This window comes from Streptomyces sp. NPDC048352, assembly GCF_040651895.1.
Lineage (GTDB): Bacteria > Actinomycetota > Actinomycetes > Streptomycetales > Streptomycetaceae > Streptomyces.
The window spans coordinates 57,787-75,464 of sequence record NZ_JBEZKZ010000010.1 but is presented as its reverse complement, the minus strand read 5'-3'; the positions used below and the strand labels follow the sequence as shown (position 1 = coordinate 75,464).

Here is a 17,678-nt window from a genome sequence, read left to right as displayed (position 1 = left end):
ACCCGCGGCACCCGGCGGGCGGGGTCAGCCGAGGTGGGCTTTCACCTGCCCGTAGACCGCGGCGTCGTCGGTGATGGCGGTGTGCTGGAGGCAGGAGGTCCGCGTGTTCACCGCGCCGTCCAGGGCCACGGTGCTGTCGGGGTTGATGATCCCGTCGCAGGGGGACCACCACGTGGCGTACCGGGTCGACCCGGGAGTCTCGTCGCCGGTGTTGAGCTCGTTCAGGAACGCGGAGCCCGGACGCATCTCGACGCAGGCGGCGCCTCCGCACCAGTGGGCGGTGTCCGTGCCGTGGTTGGGGCCCGCGAGGGAGACCCACGCGTCGACCTTCGCGTCGCCGCCGAGGTTCTTGAGGTAGTACCGGGAGGACAGGCTGCCCATGGAGTGGGTGACGAGGTCGACCTTGGCGGCGCCGGTCGCGGCCAGGACGCGGTCGATGGTGGCGGCGAGCTCCGAGGCGGTCGTGGCGTTGGACTGGTAGGCGGGGTACGTCCACTGGAACAGGCGCTCGGAGGGATGGCCGTCCGACCGGAACCGGCCGGCCATGACGTTCCACGCCGATCCGTCGCTGTTCCAGCCGTGCACGAAGACGACCGGGTCAGGCAGGGCCGCGACCGGGGCGGCGGGGGCGGCCGCGGCCGGCGCGGCACAGGCGGCCAGGGCGAGCACGACGGCGGGCAGGGAGCGGAGGGTCTTCGAGTTCATGGGCCGTTTGTAGCGGCCCGGGCCCGCCTCTTCGCGCGCGGAGCCGGGCCGCTCACCCGTCCGGCCGCCGCCCTTCACTCCAGGAACGTTTCGGCCCGCTCGTGCCGGCTCCGCGCGAGCGGTAGACCACGTAGGGCCGGGCCAGGTAGCCGACGGGCGCGGTGAAGGCGTGCACGAGGCGGCTGAAGGGCCACAGGGCGAACAGGGTCATGGCCAGCAGCGCGTGCACCTGGTAGACGAGGGGCGCCCCGGCCATCGCGGGGACGTCGGGGTCGAGGGCGAGCAGCGAGCGGAACCAGACCGAGACGCCCAGGCGGTAGTCGTAGGGGTGCGGGACGAGGGTGGTGGCGGTGGCGGACAGGCCGGCGACGACGACGGCGGTCAGTACGGGCAGCACGGCGCGGTCGCTGCGGCTGGTGGCGGCCCGCACGGCGGGCACCGTGAGGCGCCGGTACAGCAGCAGCGCCAGTCCGGTCAGGGTGGCGAGCCCGGCGGCTCCCCCGACGAACAGCGCGTTGGCGTGGTACAGCGGTTCCTCGATGTGCACGCGTTCGGTGAGCGATTCGGGGACGATCAGCCCCACGACGTGTCCGGCGGCCACGAACAGCAGTCCGTAGTGGAAGAGCGGGCCGCCGACGCTGAGCAGCCGGTGCTCGTGCAGCTGGCTGGAGCGGGTGGTGAAGCCGAAGCGGTCGTAGTGGTAGCGCCAGGCGGTGCCGGCGACGAGTACGACGGCGACGATGTAGGGCAGGACGCCCCACAGGGCGATGTTCAGGTGGTTCACCGTCGGTTCTCCTCGGCTGCGGCTGCCTGCGGGCGCAGGGCGGGGAAGGGCAGCAGGCCCACGGTCTCGGTGGGCGGGCCGCTGCGCACCAGGTGCAGGGCTGCCGCGCGGTCGGCCGGGGAGGGGCCCGGCAGGGTCAGGCAGACGGCTTCGAGGACGTCGGCGTACGGGCTCCGGTGGTCGGTCAGGGCCATGCGCAGCAGTTCCAGCGCGGCCCGGTGCTGCTGGAGCGCGGCTCGGCCGGGTCCGGGACTGCGGGCGGCGAACTCGAGGGCCAGCGGCAGGTGGTCGGGCAGCTCGTCGGCGGGTGCCTGCCAGCCGTGCTCGCGGTAGAGCCGCCGCCAGCGTACGAGGGCCTCGCCGCGGCGGCGGGTGTCGCCGTCGGTGTAGTACGTGAGGTGCAGGGTGCGGCGGCGGCTGCGGTCGAAGGTGGCGACGTAGCGTGCGGACAGCTCCAGCTGCGGTACGCCGGCGACGGCCGCGCAGAAGCGGAGCAGGAGCGCGCTCTCCTGTCCGGGCAGTGCCCCGAGGGCGTCGCGGACGAGGTCCAGGCGCTGGTGGACGTCCTCGTCGGGGTGGGACAGCAGCAGGGAGGCGGCCTGGTGGAGGGCGGCGGTGCGGCTCATGATCCCTCCGTGCGGGGGAAGAGCCCCGAGGGGGTGCCCTGGCCGTTCCAGTTGAGGAGGTTGACGCGGCCGTGGAGCGGGCCGGCGGGTTCACCGGACGCGTTTCCGGAGGTCGCGAGCGGGGCGTGGAAGGTGTCGGCCGTGTACATGCCGGGGCCGCCGTCGCCGTCGAGGCTGCAGCCGGCTCCGGGGTCGGCGTGGTCGGAGCGTCCCGCGGTGTAGCCGGTGGGGATGACGTAGCGGTCCTCGTACTTGGCGATGGCCAGCAGCCGGTACATCGCCTCGACGGCGTCGCCGTCCATGCCGACGGAGCGGGCGATGGCGGGATCCTGTTCCTCGCCCAGGTTGACGCGGCGCATGTGCGCGCGCATCGCCGCGAGCCGGCACAGTGCCGCTTCGACGGGGCCGGGATCGCCCGCCGTGAACAGTTCGGCGAGGTAGCCGACCGGGATCCGCATCGAGTCGATCGCCGCGAAGAGCTTCGCCGGGTCCTCGCCGTCGTGTCCGGTGGCGGTCAGGGACTCCACGATGGGCGACAGCGGGGGGATGTACCAGACCATCGGCATGGTGCGGTACTCCGGGTGCAGCGGCAGCGCCACCTTGTACTCGCTGATCAGCGCGCGTACGGGTGAGCGCTGGGCGGCGGTGATCCAGTCGTGCGGGATCCCGGCCCGGGCCGCCGCCTCCTGCACGGCGGGGTCGTCGGGGTCGAGGAAGCAGCCGAGCTGGGCCTCGTAGAGGTCCTTCTCGTCCGGGGTCGCGGCGGCCGCGCCGACCGCGTCGGCGTCGTAGAGGATCACGCCGAGGTAGCGCAGCCGCCCGACGCAGGTCTCGGAGCAGACGGTGGGCTGGCCGGCCTCGATGCGCGGGTAGCACATGGTGCACTTCTCGGCCTTGCCGGTGCGGTGGTTGAAGTACACCTTCTTGTACGGGCACCCGGTCACGCACATCCGCCAGCCGCGGCAGCGGTCCTGGTCGACGAGGACGATGCCGTCCTCGATCCGCTTGTACAGCGCGCCGGAGGGGCAGACGGCCACGCACGACGGGTTCAGGCAGTGCTCGCAGATCCTCGGCAGGTGGAACATGAACGCCTGCTCGTACTCGAGGCGGACCTGCTCGTTCATCTTCTTCAGCACGGGGTCGCCGGCCAGGTGCTCGGGGCCGCCGCCGAGGTCGTCGTCCCAGTTGGGGCCCCAGGTCACCTGGGTGGGACGCCCGTCGATGAGGGAGCGGGGGGCGGCGGTGGGCACGTCGTCGCCGAGCGGCGCGCTGATCAGGTTCTCGTAGTCGTACGTCCACGGCTCGTAGTAGTCGGCGAGGGAGGGCAGGCGTGGGTTGGCGAAGAGGGTGGCGAGGCGGCGGGCCCGGCCGCCGCTGCGGGGCACGAGGCGGCCCCGCTTGAGCCGCCAGCCGCCCTGCCACTTGTCCTGGTCCTCGTAGGAGCGCGGGTAGCCCTGGCCGGGGCGGGTCTCGACGTTGTTGAACCAGGCGTACTCGCTGCCGGAGCGGTTGGTCCAGGTCTGCTTGCAGGTGACCGAACAGGTGTGGCAGCCGATGCACTTGTCCAGGTTCATCACCATCGCGATCTGTGCCATGACGCGTCCGACGGTCGCTTCGCTCCGGGGCATCAGTACGTGACCTCCTGGGATCGGCGGCGGATGACGGTCACCGCGTCGCGCTGGTTGCCGGTGGGGCCGTAGTAGTTGGGGGCGAAGGAGAGCTGGGCGTGGCCGCCGATCAGGTGGGTCGGCTTGATCAGCAGGCGGGTGAGGGCGTTGTGGACGCCGCCGCGGCGGCCCGTGGTCTCCGAGAGGGGGACGTTCACCATGCGTTCCTGCACGTGGTACATGAACACCGTGCCGGCCGGCATGCGGTGGGAGACGACGGCGCGGGCGACGACCACGCCGTTGGCGTTGACCGCCTCGATCCAGTCGTTGTCGGCGGCGCCGATGGCGGCGGCGTCCTCGGTGCCGAGCCAGATGACCGGGCCGCCGCGTGCCAGGGTCTGCATCAGGAGGTTCTCCTGGTACTCGGAGTGGATGGACCACTTCGAGTGCGGGGTGAGGTAGCGGACCGTCACCGACCGCCGGCCGTCGTCCTCCTCGCGGCGGGGCCGCTCGCCGAGGGCGGCGAGGTCCAGGGGCGGTTTGTAGACGGGGAGTTGTTCGCCGTACTCGGCGATCCACTCGTGGTCGAGGTAGAAGTGCTGGCGGCCGGTGAGGGTGTGCCACGGCTTGCGGTGCTCGGTGTTGATGGTGAAGGGCGCGTAGCGGCGCTCGGGGCCCTCCTTGCCGGACCATTCGAAGCTGGCGCCGACCTGCACCGGGCGGGCCTGGGTGTCGGAGAAGACGATGCGCCGCTCGGCCACCGTGGCGGCGAGTTCCTCCAGGCCGGCGGCCGGTCCGCAGCGCAGGGCGAGCCGGCGGAAGCCCTCCGCGGCGACCCGGCCGTTGGTGGTGCCCGACAGGGCCAGGATCGCCTCGCACAGCTTGACGTCGGTGTCGAGCAGCGGGCGGCCGCGGGCGGCTCCCTTGCGGGCCGTGCCGCAGCGTCCGGCGAGCCAGTGTGATTCGTCGTTGGTGTGCACGGTGAGGCCGCGCACCCGCATGCCGTGTTCGTCGGCCATGGGTCCGAAGGCCGCGAGCCGGTCGGCGAGGGCGGTGTAGTCCCGTTTGACGAGCGTGTACTCGGGGCGGGTGGGGCCCTCGGGGGGTGCTTCGCCGGGGGTGTCGTGCTGGAGGGGCGTGGCGACGAGGTCCCAGGCCTGCTCCAGGCGGCCGGCCGCGAGTTCGGAGACCTTCGCGGCGAGGTTGTGGAAGATCTCGAAGTCGGTGCGGGCCTGCCAGGGCGGGTCGATCGCCGGGGAGAAGGCGTGGACGTAGGGGTGCATGTCCGTACTGGACAGGTCGTGCTTCTCGTACCAGGTCGCCGCCGGCAGGACGAGGTCGGCGAACAGGGTGGTGGAGGTCATGCGGAAGTCGAGCGCGAGCAGCAGGTCGAGCTTGCCGCGGGGGGCCTCCGCGCGCCAGGCCACCTCGCGCGGGCGGTGCTCCTCGGGGGCTTCGGGCGCGTCGGCGTTGTCGTCGGCGCCCAGCAGGTGCCGCAGGAAGTACTCGTTGCCCTTGGCGGAGGAGCCGATGAGGTTGGCCCGCCAGACGGTCAGGACGCGCGGCCAGTTCGCGGGGTCGTCGGGGTCCTCGCAGGCGAAGCCGGGCCGGCCGGCGGCGCGCTCCCGCTCCAGCCACTGCTCCACCCACTGCGCCGGTTCTGCGCCGGATTCCCGTACGCGCCGGCCGAGGTCCAGCGGATTGGCGCAGAAGGTCGGGAAGGACGGCATCCAGCCCTGGCGTGCCGAGCGGGCCACCAGGTCGGCGGTGTGGGCGCCGGCGAAGGTGCCGCGCCCGGTGGGTGCGGTGAGGGTGTCGGCGGCGGAGCCCTCGTAGCGCCACTGGTCGGTGTGCAGGTACCAGTAGGGGGTGCCGGCCATCTGCCGGGAGGGGCGCACCCAGTCGGAGGCGGTGGCGAGCTGCTGCCAGCCGGCGTACGGGCGGACCTTCTCCTGGCCGACGTAGTGGGCCCAGCCGCCGCCGTTGACCCCCTGGCAGCCGGTGAGCAGCAGGAGGGAGAGGAACGAGCGGTAGATGGTGTCCGAGTGGAACCAGTGGTTGGTGCCGGCACCCATGACGATCATGCAGCGGCCGCGGGTCTGTTCGGCGGTCCGGGCGAATTCGCGGGCCGCCCGCAGCACGGCGCTCGCGGACACCGAGGTGACGGCCTCCTGCCAGGCCGGGGTGCAGGGGAGCGAGGCGTCCTCGTACGAGGCCGGCCACTGCCCCGCGAGGCCGGGCCGGGCCACCCCGTACTGGGCGAGCATCAGGTCGAACACCGTCGTCACCAGGCGGTCGCCGAGGCGCTGGACGGGCACGCCCCGCAGGAGGGTGGCTCCGGCCTCGTCGAACCGGGGCAGCAGCACCTGCGCGCTGGGCCCGTCGCCGCCCGCGTACAGGCTCAGGCGCGGCTCGACGTCGCCGAGGTCCAGGTTCCAGCGGCCCTCGCCGAACTTCGACCAGCGGTCGCCGAGGGTTCCGTTCGGCACCACCGGCGCGCCGGTGACGTCGTCCAGCAGGACGGGCATCCAGCGGCGGGTCGCCTCGTCCTGCACGTCCCGGGTCAGGCGCAGGTCGGCGGCGGTCACGAAGCGGCCCGGTACGTACCGTCCCGGCTCGCGCTCCTCCAGCTCGACGAGGAACGGCAGGTCGGTGAAGCGCCGTACGTAGTCGGCGAAGTACGGGACCTGACGGTCGACGAAGCACTCCTTGAGGATGACGTGGCCCATGGCCATGGCCATGGCTCCGTCGGTCCCCGGATGGGGGTGGAGCCACTCGTCGGCGAACTTGGTGGCGTCCGCGTAGTCCGGGGAGACGACGACGACCTTCTGGCCGCGGTATCTGGCCTCGGTCATCCAGTGGGCGTCGGGCGTGCGGGTGACGGGGACGTTGGAGCCCCACAGCATCAGGTAGGCGGCGTCCCACCAGTCGCCGGACTCGGGGACGTCCGTCTGGTCGCCGAAGACCTGCGGGGAAGCGATGGGCAGGTCCGCGTACCAGTCGTAGAAGGTGAGCATCGGCGCGCCGATGAGGGCGTGGAAGCGGGCTCCGACGGCGTGGGAGGCCATGGACATCGCCGGGATCGGCGAGAAGCCGGCGATCCGGTCGGGGCCGTGTTCCCGGAGGGTGTGTACGTGGGCGGCGGCCGCGATCTCCAGGGCCTCCTGCCAGCCGACGCGGACGAGGCCGCCCTTGCCGCGGGCCCGGTGGTAGCGGCGCCGCTTGTCCGGGTCGGTGGTGATCTCCGCCCAGGCGGCGACCGGGTCCCCGCCCAGGCGCTGCTTGGCCTCGCGGTACATCTCCACGAGGACCCCGCGGGCGTGCGGGTAGCGGATGCGGGTGGGCGAGTAGGTGTACCAGGAGAAGGAGGCCCCGCGCGGACAGCCGCGGGGCTCGTACTCCGGCCGGTCGGGGCCGGTCGAGGGGTAGTCGGTGGCCTGGGTCTCCCAGGTGATCAGGCCGTCCTTGACGTACACCTGCCAGGAGCAGGAGCCGGTGCAGTTGACCCCGTGGGTGGAGCGCACCACCTTGTCGTGTGCCCAGCGTTCGCGGTACGGGGCGTCGTTGACGCCCTGATCGGTGCGGAACACGGCCCGGCCGTCCGCCGTCCGGGGCGCCTTGCCGAGCAGCCGCCCGGCTTGCAGCAGCCGGTCCGTGATCGCGTCGGCCGCGTGTTCTGCGGTGTCCCTGGCCCTGCCGCGCTTCACCTGGTGGCCCCTTCCGGGAGACAGCGGAGCCGGCCCAGTGGGCGAACCGGCCGACCCGTGGATGGGTCGCGCCCAGGCTGCCGCGCGGGACCCGCACCGCCGGTGATCACGCTCCGGGGTTGAATGTATCCACAACGTATCTTGGCCGGCTCTTGATACGCCGCCCCGTCGCCGCACCGCTCCCGGCGGCGGCCGCGACCACCGCCGCGATGCCGGCTACCCGGGGTTCCTGATGACCTCGAACATGCCGGCCGGCGCCTCGTGGCCGTGGCCGTCGGCGACGCGCTTCTCCAGGAACTCCTTGATCGGGACCATCAGGTCGGGGCGGATGCCCTGCGCCTTGCTGGCCTCCACCATCTTCGCCAGGCCGGCCGCGTTCAGCGCGGCGGTGGATACGGTGGTGCCGTACTCCCCCGTGTCGACCGCCTGGGCGGCCCCCTTGACGCTGGGCAGCACGACGTGGGTGATCCAGGCCTCCGCGTACGGGGCGAGCGCCGCCGCCGGGATCTTCTCGGTGCCGACCAGGGCGTAAGCGTGCAGCGCACTGGTGAGGCCCGCCCAGAGGATGCCCAGCAGGGCCAGGTCGTAGAGGGCGGCGGTGCCGGCGTCCTCGCCGAGGAAGACGCTGTTGCCGCCGAGGACCTTCAGGGTCTCCTCGTACGCCTCGAACGTGGCCCGGGAACCGCCGTAGAAGAGGAGCGTCTGCGGCTGTCCGACCGCCGGGGGGACGGTCATGACGTACCCGTCGAGGTATTCCACGCCGATCCCGGCGGCCCACCGGGCGGCCGCGCGCGCGTCCTCGGGAAGGCCGGAGGTGAGGTTCACCAGCACCTTGCCGGCGAGCGACTCCCTGACCGGCTCAAGGATTGCGTAGAGGGCGTCGTAGTCGACGACGCAGACGACCAGGACGCCACTCGCGGCCACGGCCTCGGCGATGCCGTCGGCGAGTACGGCGCCCTGCGCGACGAGCGCGTCCGCCTTGCCCTCGGAACGGTTCCACACGGTCGTGCGATGACCGGCCTTCAGGTACGCGCCGGCCAGCGCGGCACCCATCATGCCCAGGCCTAAAACTGAAACGGGTACAGGATTTTCCTCAGCCACCGGAATCACGTTCCTTCTTGCAATTCACAGGAATCAGTACGCCTTCACAAGCTAAACCGGCGGCCGTGACCTGCTCAAGTACTTACCGCAAAGTACGTACCGGCTCGGCGAGGCCTCGAAATCGAAGGAAAACCACCCCTTGATTCCGGCGTCCACAGCCCCTTGTTTCCCGGAAATTCACCGTCGGATGAGTGCGTTATGTTGGGGTTACCCGTCCGGAGGGGGCCATGTCCGGGCCTGGGAGCGCAAACTGTCAGCCAGTCAGCGGGAGTGGGGGAGCATGAGCGTCAGGGTGAGACCGACTCACTGCGGACTGGACGCCGCGGTGGAGGTCATCAGCGGCAAGTGGAAAGTCGTGATCCTGTGGGCGTTGGCCGGCCAGAGCCGGCGTTTCGGCGAACTGAAGCGCCTCATCCCGGGCGTCAGCGAGAAGGTGCTGTTCCAGCACCTGCGGGAACTGGAGGCGGACGGTGTCGTGCACCGCGAGTCCCACGACGCCCCGGTGGTCCGCGTGGAGTACTCGCTGACCCTGCGCGGCTCGGCGCTGAACGACGCGCTCAAGCCGCTCGGCGCCTGGGGGCGGGAGTACCTGCCCGAGCGGGCCGAGCCGGTGTCCGAGGACGCCTGACCACATCGGCCGGCCGCACGTCGGACTCCGCGGGCCTTCGCGCCCTGCACCCCCGCCGCAACCGGGCGGGGGGAGCAGGGTCTGGCGGGTGCTCAGGAGCAGAGGGCGCCGCCCAGCGTGAAGCGCGCCGGGGAGGCGTTGGTGCCCGAATACCTCGCCTGGAAGCCGAAGCTCACACTGCCGCCGGGCTCCAGCGCGCCGTTCCACCCGACGTCCCGGGCGGTGACCGCGCTGCCGGACTGGCTCACCGTGGCGTTCCAGGCGTTGCCGATCCGCTGATCGCCCGCGAAGCTCCAGCCGAGGGTCCAGCCGGAGATCGGCGAGCTGCCGGTGTTCTTCAGGGTGACCGTCGCCGTGAAGCCGTCGGCCCAGGCGTTGTCGATCCGGTACGCCACCGCGCAGGGGGCCGCCGGCGCGTCGTCGTCCGCCTCCGTCGCCGTGAACGTCGCCTGCTGCACTCCGGGGCCACCGGCGGTGAAGGTGGCGCTGCCCGACACCGTGTCGGCGTCGTGCGCGGCGAAGACCGGGACCTGCTGGGCGCTCGCCCAGTTCGCCGCAGTGAACACCAGCGTCGCCGCCGCCGACAGGTCCTGGTCGCCGGAGCTCCGGGCCACGGTCACCGTCACGTTCTGCGCCGGCGCGGCCGTCAGCCGTACGCCCACCGGTGCCGAACCGCCCTCCGGGACCGTCACGGCCGCCGGTGCCACCTGGACCGCGGGGACCGCAGGGGCGCCGCGCCGCTCGGCCGCGAAGGCCGCCAGCCAGGCCAGCGAGGCGTTCCAGTTGACCGCCACCTCGTTGGTGGAGTATGAGCCGATGTCGTCCACGTAGCACGCCGCAGGAGCGCAGCCGGCGAGCTTCTCCCTGGCCACCGGGTCCTCCAGTCCCGCGTTCGGCCCGCCCGCCATGGAACCGGCCGGCGGGTGCGGCAGGGAGGCGTCGTTCTGGTGCGCCCAGAAGCGGTGGTGCTGGTTCTCGGAGTGGCGTTCGCCGTAGCCGGTGACGTAGGAGAGGTCGAGCGCGTTGCGGCCGAGCAGGTAGTCCAGGGACTCCAGCACTCCGGCCCGGTAGCGTTGCTGCCCGGTGAGCTCGTACGCGACCGCCAGCACCATCGCATTGTTGGAGACCGAGCCGTTGGAGCCCCACACGTACCCGGTGGCGGGGAGCGGCACCGGGTAGCCCTGTCCGGCCATGGCGGACAGGTGGCCGTCGGCGGCCGTGGTCAGCAGGCCGCGCAGCCGGGCCACGTCGGCGGCGGGCAGGACCGCGCCGGGGACGGTGGCGAGGGTGATGCGGCCGAGAGTGGCGGTACCACCCCACCAGAACGCGTCGACGGGCCTGCTGTGGTGCGGCGAGGAGGTGACGGCGTCCCGGTACTGAGACTCCCCCGTGGTCGCCAGGAGTTCCGCCGCCGCCCAGTAGAACTCGTCGGAGACGTCGGCGTCCTCGTAGGCACCGCCGCCGGTGTTGTCGCCCGCCGGGGCGAGCACGTCCGGGTGAGCCCGGGCAGCCGTCCAGGCGCGGCGGCCGGCGTCCAGGCAGCGCGCGGCGAACGCGGCGTCGTACGGCGCGTACACCCGGGCGCACTGTGCGGCCGAGGCCGCCAGGTTGAGCGTGGCGGCGGTCGAGGGCTTGTGCACCTCGCGCTGTTCGGAGTCGAGTTCGGGGCGGGTCGGCAGGGCGGTCCACCGGGCGTCGTGCACCTTGTGGAAGGCCATCCCGGCCATCGGCTTCCCGGCCGGGACCTGCATCCGCATCAGGAACTCCAGCTCCCAGCGGGCCTCGTCCAGCACGTCCGGCATCCCGTTGCCACGCTCCGGCACCCGCAGCGTCGCGTCGCCGAGCGCCGCGTCGCCCCCGGAACGGCGGGCCCGTTCGAAGGAGTTGACCATCTCCCAGACGGATATGCCACCGTTGACCACGTACTTGCCGTGGTCCCCGGCGTCGTACCAGCCGCCGCGCACGTCCAGGGAGTAGTCGCACGCCCCGGCCTGGCAGGGGGTGCTGCTGTCGCCCTTGTTCGGGGCGACGCCCAGGTGCCCGGCGGGGCGGGCGTAGGCGCTGCCGCCCGCCAGGGCCGCGTCGATCGCGATGCCGCTGCGCTGCTGGTGGAAGAACGACATGCTGTCGGCGCGCAGTCCGTCGTACAGCGATGCTGAGACGTCGAAGGGGTGGCTGGTCCGGCCGTCGACGGTCAGGGTGTAACCGGTGCCGGTGCCGGTGTACGCGCCGAAGTCCACCAGGTGCGTGGACTGGCCGGACGCCTGGTCCGCGCCGCGCACGGTGGTGGTGCCCGAGGCGGCCACCGCGCCGGTGGAGTCGCGCAGTTGCCAGCCGAGCGGGGTGGTCGCGGGGCTGACCACGGTGGCCCGTTTGGGGCCGTCGGGCAGGTAGCCGAGCTGGTTGACCCGGACGGTTGTGTCGGCAGCCGCGGTGGGAGCGGCCGCGGCCGGGACGGCCAGGGCGGTCAGGGACGGGCCGCCGACAGCCAGGGCCAAGCCGGCTAACACAGCGGCCGCGCGGCGGGGCACACCGCGCGCGAAGGTGACAGGAGGCACGGGCAGGGCCTTCCTAGCGGGGAATGGGAGCGCTCCCATGAAGCCAGCCGCCGGAAGGCCCCGTCAAGTGCCGTGCCCGGCCCGGGCGCGACGCCTCTGCGCGTCAGGAGGTCGTGCGGGCACCCGGAAGCCGGCCGGCGGTGTTGCCGTAGTAGGCGTCCGGTCCGTGCTTGCGGGTGAAGTGCCGCTCCAGCAGATGCCCCGGCGGCGGGGAGGTGTCCCCGAGGCGGGCTCCCAGCGCCAGGGTGTGCAGCGCCATCTCCGCCACGGCCTCGCAGACGACGGCGTTCTCGAGCGCCGCCGTTGCGGTGGCGCCCCAGGTGAAGGGGCCGTGGCGCGAGACGAGCGCTCCGGGGACTTCGTCGGCCCGGCGGGGGTCGCCGTCGAGCCGGGCGACGATCACCTGTCCGGTGTTGTACTCGTAGTCCCGCGCACACTGCTCCGCGGTGAGGTCCGCCGTCACCGGGACGGGCCCGTTGAAGGTGTCGGCGTGCGTCGTGCCGAGCACGGGGATCGGGCGGCGCGCCTGGGCGAAGGCGACGGCGTGCGCCGAGTGCGTGTGGGTGACGCCCCCGAGCGAGGGGAACGCCCGGTACAGGCAGCGATGGGTCTCGGTGTCGGTGGACGGCCTGAGGTGCCCGTCGACGACCCGCCCGTCCTCCAGCGCCACCACCACGAGGTCCTCCTCGGTGAGGTCGGCGTAGGAGACCCCGGACGGCTTGATGACGAAGACACCGGCGTCCCGGTCCACTCCGCTGACGTTCCCCCAGGTGAGGGTGGCCAGCCCGGCTTCCGGGATGCGCAGGTTGGCCGCGAGGACCTCGCGGCGGAGGTTCTTGAGGCTGGTCTGGCTCACTACGCTCTCACCGTCTTTCCGGTATGCGCGGCGGCCGCCCGGGACCGGCGTCCCACAGGCTCCGCGCTCGCGCATCAGGGGGCTGGGCTGATCGGGGGCAGCGTCGGAGCCATGACCGGGCTCCGAGGCTGCCCCCGTCGAATTGTGAGCGCTAACAAGCAGTAAGCTCAAGACCTTGGAGCACATTCCCGCCCGCAGCATGCGACGGACACTGCATAATGTGAACGCCCACATCGGCATGGCCGCTCGACGAGGAAAGGACGAGAGGTGACCCGGCTCCCAGACGTCTCGCGAGCGCCCACGATGACGGACGTCGCACGCGTGGCAGGCGTGTCCCATCAGACCGTTTCGAGGGTGCTCAGCGACCACCCCAACGTCAGCGCCAAGACCCGGGCCGCGGTGACACAGGTCATCGAGCAGCTGGGGTACCGCCGCAACTCGGCGGCCCGGGCCCTGGCCACCCGCCGGACCCACACCCTGGGCGTCATCGCGGTGAACACCACGCTCCACGGGCCCGCCAGCACCGTGGCGGGGGTGCAGGAGGCGGCTCGCGACCGCGGCTACCTGACCTCCGCCGTCACGCTCCGGACAGCCACGCAGACGGCCCTGGCCGAAGCCATGCAGCACCTCGCCGGCTGGGGCGTGGAGGGGATCGTCGCCGTCACCCCCCAGCGCGCCGCGGTGCGGGCGCTGGCGGCACTGGAAGCGCCGTGCCCGGTGGTCACCGTGGAAGGCGGCCACACCCTGGACCTGCCGGGGGTGTCGCTGGACCAGAACCTCGGCGCCCGCATGATCACGGACCATCTCCTCGCCTCGGGCCACTCCACCGTGTGGCACGTCGCCGGCCCTCCCGACTGGCTGGAGAGCGAGGCCCGCACGCAGGGGTGGGAGGGGGCCCTGCGCGAGGCCGGCGCCGAGGTGCCGCCCCTGCTGCGCGGTGACTGGAGCCCTCTTTCGGGATACCAGGCCGGCCAGCAGCTCGCGGGCCGGGTACGGGCGTCCCGCGGGCGGGGAGCGGGCCTCACCGCGGTGTTCGTCGCCAACGACCAGATGGCCCTCGGTGTCCTGCGGGCCTTGCGGGAAGCGGGCCTGCGCACCCCGGAGGACGTGGCGGTCGCCGGCTTCGACGACATCCCCGAGGCGGAGTTCTTCCCGCCGCCGCTGACGACGATCCGTCAGGACTTCGCGTCCCTCGGCCGGGACAGCATCGGCCTGCTCCTGGACCACATCGAGGGCCGGGCGAAGGAGTCGGCGCACCTGGTGGTGGCCCCCGAGCTCATCGTGCGCGCCAGCACGGCCCGCAGGATCGCTCCCCCCGGCGCATGACCCGCCCTGCCCGGTGCCCGGTCCTCCCCCCGGAGGGCCGGGCACCGGGGCACGCCCCCGGGCGAAGGCGCCGCGGGAGCCGGAGCGGCCGGGGTCAGCCGGTGGCGGGGCGGCGGCCGCTCATCAGGCGTTGCAGCACGATGAACACGAGCAGCAGGGCGCCGATGACGATCCGGGTCCACCAGGAGCTGAGCGTGCCCTGGAAGTTGACCACCGTCTGGATCATGCCGAGGACCAGCACCCCGAGGGCGGTACCCAGCACGAAGCCGGAACCTCCGGTCAGCAGCGTGCCGCCGATCACGGTGGCGGCGATGGCGTCGAGCTCCATGCCGAGGGCGTGCAGGGCGTAACCGGAGAGCGTGTAGAAGGTCAGCAACAGGCCGCCGAGCGCGGAGCACAGACCGCTGATGCCGTACACGGCGAGCTTGGTGGAGCCCGTCGGCAGACCCATCAGGCGGGCGGAGGTCTCGTTGCCGCCCAGCGCGTACACGGTGCGGCCGAAGCGCGTGTGGTGCAGGACGACGAAGGCGGTCGCCAGCACGGCCAGGGCGATGACCACCGGGATCGAGACGAACAGGCCCCCCGGGCCGTACAGCCGGGTCTGCGCGATGGCCGCCGTCGTGGGATCGGTGATCGTGAGGGATTCGGTGCTGATGGTGTAGCAGAGCCCCCGGGCGAGGAACATGCCGGCGAGGGTGACGATGAACGGCTGGATCTCGAAGGTGTGGATGAGCCAGCCCATCAGCGTCCCGCTCGCGGCGCCGACCAGCAGGACCAGGGGGACGACGGCGGCCAGGGGCCAGCCGTGCGACTCGACCAGCCAGGCTGTGATCATGGTCGAGAGGGCCACCATGGAGCCGATGGACAGGTCGATGCCGCCGGTGAGGATGACGAAGGTCGCCCCGACCGCGACGACCAGCAGGAAGCCGTTGTCGATCAGCAGGTTCAGCACGACCTGGGCGGAGAGGAAGCCCTCGTAGCGCACCGATCCGATCCCGAACACGACGAGCAGCAGCACCGCGGTGACGATCAGCGGGATGCGGGTCCGGGTGCGCGGGGACACGGTCGCGAAGGGGCGGGTGAGGTGCGCGGCGGCGTGTCCGGTGCCCGTGCTCATGCTCGTACCTCCTGCTGCTGCGGGGTGGCGCCCGCCGGGGTGTGGGATCGGGGAGCCCCGCGGCGGCGCATGACCTTGGCCCGGAAGGCGGGGGACTGCACGAGGCAGACGGCGATGACGACGAACGCCTTGAACACGAGGGTGGTTTCGGGCGGGACGCCCAGGGTGTAGACGGTGGTGGACAGGGTCTGGATGATCAGGGCGCCCAGGACGGTGCCGCCGAGGGAGAAGCGCCCGCCGGTCAGGGCGGTGCCCCCGACCACGACGGCGAGGATCGCGTCGAGTTCGATCCACAGGCCGGCGTTGTTGCCGTCGGCACTGGAGACGTTCGAGCTGATCATCAGCCCGGCGACGGCGGCGCACAGCGCGCTGAAGACGTAGACCAGGGCGAGCAGACCGCCGGCCCGGATGCCGACCAGGCGGCTGGCGGCGGGGTTCCCGCCGACTGCCTCGATCAGCATGCCGAGGGCACTGCGGCGGGTGACGAAGGCGGTGAGCGCGACGAGGACGGCCGCCAGCAGGACGGCGAACGGGAGGGCCAGCCAGTAGCCGCCCCCGATCATCTTGTAGGGGGCGCTGGTCACGGTGATGATCTGGCCGTCCGTGATCAGCTGGGCGACGCCGCGGCCGGCGACCATGAGGATCAACGTGGCCACGATGGGCTGCACCCCCAGCCCCGACACCAGGAAGCCGTTGGCCAGGCCCAGCACGAGGGCGACCCCGAGCGCGAGGGCCACGGCGGTGAGCATGGTGGCGACGCTGCCGGGATGCGCGGCGGTGGAGAGGTGCCCGCAGGCGAGCGCGCCGGCGATGGCGACGGTGGAGCCCACCGAGAGGTCGATCCCGCGGGTGGCGATGACCAGGGTCATGCCGAGCGCCACCAGGACGAGGGGCGCGCCGAACCGCAGGATGTCGACGAGGCTGCCGTAGAGGTGGCCGTCGCGTACGCGGACCGAGAAGAAGTCGTGGTGGAACGCGAGGTTGCCGAGGAGCAGGACGAGCAGGGTGGCCGCGGGCCACAGCAGGCGGTGGCGGACCAGGCGTCTCCCGGTTCCGGCGGCCGTCCCGGACTGGGCGGGCTGGATGGTCATGAGTCCGTTCCGGTGGCGATGGTCGTGAGGAGGCGGTCGGGCGTGACGGTGTGGTCGTTCGTCAGGGTGGCCACCATGCGGTGGTCGCGGAGCACGGCGATGCGGTGGCTCAGGCGCAGGACCTCTTCGAGTTCCGCCGAGATGAACACCACGGCGGTGCCGTCGCCCGCCAGGCGGGCCACGAGCCTCTGGATCTCCGCCTTGGCCCCGATGTCGATGCCCCGGGTGGGTTCGTCGAGGATCAGGAGCCGCGGTGCGGTCAGCAGCCAGCGCGCGAGGAGCACCTTCTGCTGGTTGCCTCCGCTGAGGTGGCGTACCTGCGCTTCGGGGTCGGCGGGGCGGATGTCGAGGGCCCGGATCCACTGCCCCGCCACCTCGTCCTGCCGGGCGCGCGGCAGCGGTCTGGTCCAGCCGCGGGCGGCCTGGAGGGCGAGCACGATGTTCTCGCGGACGGTGAGCTCGCCCACCAGTCCCTCGGACTTGCGGTTCTCGGAACAGAAGGCGATGCCCCGGGCGATGGCGTGGCGGGGGCTGCGCAGGAGCACCTTCTCGCCCTCGACGCGCACTTCTCCGGCGTCCGCGCTGTCCGCGCCGAACAGCAGGCGTGCCGCCTCGGTGCGGCCCGAGCCCAGGAGGCCGGCCAGTCCGACGACCTCGCCGGCGTGGACGTCGAGGTCGTAGGGTTCGATCGAGCCCGTGCGGGTCAGTTGCCGCGCCTGGAGGAACGGGCGGCCGGCCGCCCGTTCGGCCCCTTGCGCGGGACCGCGGTCCGACAGCTGGTCGAGGGTGGCCAGTTCTCCGCCGATCATGCGCTGCACGAGCGTCACCGGAGTGAGCTCGCCGATGGGGTACTCGCCTTCCAGCCGGCCGTTGCGCAGGATGGTGACCCGGTCGCAGAGATCGAATACCTGGTCGAGGAAGTGGGTGACGAACAGGATGGCCACACCGCGGTCCCGCAGCCGCCGTACCAGGGCGAAGAGCTGGGCCACCTCCTCGCGGTCGAGGCTGGATGTGGGTTCGTCGAGGACGAGCACCTTCGCCGAGACGTCCACCGCCCGGACGATGGCGACCAGTTGCTGCACCGCCAGGGAGTGCGAGCCGAGCAGGCTGGTGACGTCCAGGTCGAGGTCCAGTTCCGTCAGCAGAGCGGCCGCGCGCCGGCGCGCCGCGGACCAGTGGACGAGACCGAACCGGCGGGGTTCGCGCCCGATGAGGATGTTCTCGGCGACCGAGATGTTGGGGCAGAGGTTGACCTCCTGGTAGACGGTGCTGATTCCGGCCCGCTGCGCCTGGAGGGGGTCCCTGAAGGCGTGGGGCCGGCCGTCGACGACGAGGGTGCCGCCGTCGGCGGGGTGGACGCCGGTGAGGACCTTGATCAGGGTGGACTTCCCGGCGCCGTTCTCGCCCATCAGGGCGTGCACCTCGCCCGGGAAGAGCCGCAGGGCGACTCCGTCGAGGGCGAGGACACCCGGGAACCGCTTGCGGATGCCGTGGGCCTCCAGGACCGGCCGCGCGTCGCGGGCGCCCGTGGGCGGCGGGGTGGACGGGGCTTCCATCCGCCCTCCTCTCGTG

The 17,678-nt window shown here is 72.4% G+C and carries 13 protein-coding genes; 2 read left to right on the top strand and 11 right to left on the bottom strand.

The features are described 5' to 3' along the window. Positions 1-24: 24 nt before the first annotated feature. The 6 genes from AB0D45_RS08290 to AB0D45_RS08265 all read right to left on the bottom strand — a co-directional run bounded on the left by AB0D45_RS08290 (position 25) and on the right by AB0D45_RS08265 (position 8,530). Positions 25-705, bottom strand: a complete 681-nt coding sequence (locus AB0D45_RS08290) for a triacylglycerol lipase (protein WP_362456042.1) — start codon at positions 703-705, stop codon at positions 25-27. A 52-nt stretch (positions 706-757) separates the two neighbouring features. Next, the gene (gene narI / locus AB0D45_RS08285; RefSeq protein ID WP_362456040.1) at positions 758-1,489 is read right to left on the bottom strand and encodes a respiratory nitrate reductase subunit gamma; all 732 of its coding nucleotides are present in this window, start codon (positions 1,487-1,489) and stop codon (positions 758-760) included. After that, positions 1,486-2,115, bottom strand: a complete 630-nt coding sequence (gene narJ / locus AB0D45_RS08280; RefSeq protein ID WP_362456038.1) for a nitrate reductase molybdenum cofactor assembly chaperone — start codon at positions 2,113-2,115, stop codon at positions 1,486-1,488. Before narJ ends, narI begins: the two co-directional genes overlap by 4 nt. Then, positions 2,112-3,743 (bottom strand): nitrate reductase subunit beta, encoded by a 1,632-nt coding sequence (gene narH, locus AB0D45_RS08275; RefSeq protein WP_362456037.1) that lies wholly within the window; start codon positions 3,741-3,743, stop codon positions 2,112-2,114. The genes narJ and narH overlap by 4 nt, the downstream gene beginning before the upstream one ends. Beyond that, positions 3,743-7,429, bottom strand: a complete 3,687-nt coding sequence (locus AB0D45_RS08270; RefSeq protein WP_362456035.1) for a nitrate reductase subunit alpha — start codon at positions 7,427-7,429, stop codon at positions 3,743-3,745. Before AB0D45_RS08270 ends, narH begins: the two co-directional genes overlap by 1 nt. 216 nt (positions 7,430-7,645) lie before the next feature. Continuing rightward, the gene (locus AB0D45_RS08265) at positions 7,646-8,530 is read right to left on the bottom strand and encodes an NAD(P)-binding domain-containing protein (protein WP_362456034.1); all 885 of its coding nucleotides are present in this window, start codon (positions 8,528-8,530) and stop codon (positions 7,646-7,648) included. A 280-nt stretch (positions 8,531-8,810) separates the two neighbouring features. Here AB0D45_RS08265 and AB0D45_RS08260 point away from each other — a divergent pair, with 280 nt between their 5' ends. Next, the gene (locus AB0D45_RS08260; RefSeq protein ID WP_362456032.1) at positions 8,811-9,158 is read left to right on the top strand and encodes a helix-turn-helix domain-containing protein; all 348 of its coding nucleotides are present in this window, start codon (positions 8,811-8,813) and stop codon (positions 9,156-9,158) included. Positions 9,159-9,250: 92 nt separating this feature from the next. Here AB0D45_RS08260 and AB0D45_RS08255 read toward each other — a convergent pair whose 3' ends face one another. Together AB0D45_RS08255 and araD are read right to left on the bottom strand one after the other, a co-directional pair. Beyond that, a complete protein-coding gene (locus AB0D45_RS08255; RefSeq protein WP_362456031.1) occupies positions 9,251-11,716 on the bottom strand; it encodes a glycoside hydrolase family 9 protein in 2,466 nt (821 codons plus the stop codon). Positions 11,717-11,819: 103 nt separating this feature from the next. Continuing rightward, positions 11,820-12,572 carry an L-ribulose-5-phosphate 4-epimerase AraD gene (gene araD, locus AB0D45_RS08250; protein ID WP_362456030.1) on the bottom strand — a complete coding sequence of 251 codons (753 nt, stop codon included), beginning with the start codon at positions 12,570-12,572 and terminating at the stop codon, positions 11,820-11,822. 267 nt (positions 12,573-12,839) lie between these two features. Between araD and AB0D45_RS08245 the strand changes: the two genes are divergently transcribed. Then, entirely contained in the window at positions 12,840-13,898 is a 1,059-nt protein-coding gene (locus AB0D45_RS08245) for a LacI family DNA-binding transcriptional regulator (RefSeq protein WP_362456028.1), read from the top strand. 94 nt (positions 13,899-13,992) lie between these two features. On the opposite strand, the gene yjfF is transcribed toward AB0D45_RS08245, so the two are convergent. The 3 genes from yjfF to AB0D45_RS08230 are packed head-to-tail and all read right to left on the bottom strand — an operon-like array spanning position 13,993 to position 17,662. Beyond that, positions 13,993-15,015 (bottom strand): galactofuranose ABC transporter, permease protein YjfF, encoded by a 1,023-nt coding sequence (yjfF, locus tag AB0D45_RS08240; protein ID WP_362456026.1) that lies wholly within the window; start codon positions 15,013-15,015, stop codon positions 13,993-13,995. Beyond that, complete coding sequence (locus AB0D45_RS08235; RefSeq protein WP_362456025.1) at positions 15,012-16,106, bottom strand: ABC transporter permease; 1,095 nt, start codon at positions 16,104-16,106, stop codon at positions 15,012-15,014. Before AB0D45_RS08235 ends, yjfF begins: the two co-directional genes overlap by 4 nt. Then, complete coding sequence (locus AB0D45_RS08230; protein WP_362456023.1) at positions 16,103-17,662, bottom strand: sugar ABC transporter ATP-binding protein; 1,560 nt, start codon at positions 17,660-17,662, stop codon at positions 16,103-16,105. The genes AB0D45_RS08235 and AB0D45_RS08230 overlap by 4 nt, the downstream gene beginning before the upstream one ends. Positions 17,663-17,678: the final 16 nt, after the last annotated feature.

Coding starts and splice junctions, on each gene's coding strand:
- yjfF (WP_362456026.1), bottom strand. CDS start 15,015: ATGAGCACGGGCACCGGACACGCCGCCGCGCACCTCACCCGCCCCTTC.
- narJ (WP_362456038.1), bottom strand. CDS start 2,115: ATGAGCCGCACCGCCGCCCTCCACCAGGCCGCCTCCCTGCTGCTGTCC.
- AB0D45_RS08290 (WP_362456042.1), bottom strand. CDS start 705: ATGAACTCGAAGACCCTCCGCTCCCTGCCCGCCGTCGTGCTCGCCCTG.
- AB0D45_RS08230 (WP_362456023.1), bottom strand. CDS start 17,662: ATGGAAGCCCCGTCCACCCCGCCGCCCACGGGCGCCCGCGACGCGCGG.
- narH (WP_362456037.1), bottom strand. CDS start 3,743: ATGCCCCGGAGCGAAGCGACCGTCGGACGCGTCATGGCACAGATCGCG.
- AB0D45_RS08235 (WP_362456025.1), bottom strand. CDS start 16,106: ATGACCATCCAGCCCGCCCAGTCCGGGACGGCCGCCGGAACCGGGAGA.
- AB0D45_RS08260 (WP_362456032.1), top strand. CDS start 8,811: ATGAGCGTCAGGGTGAGACCGACTCACTGCGGACTGGACGCCGCGGTG.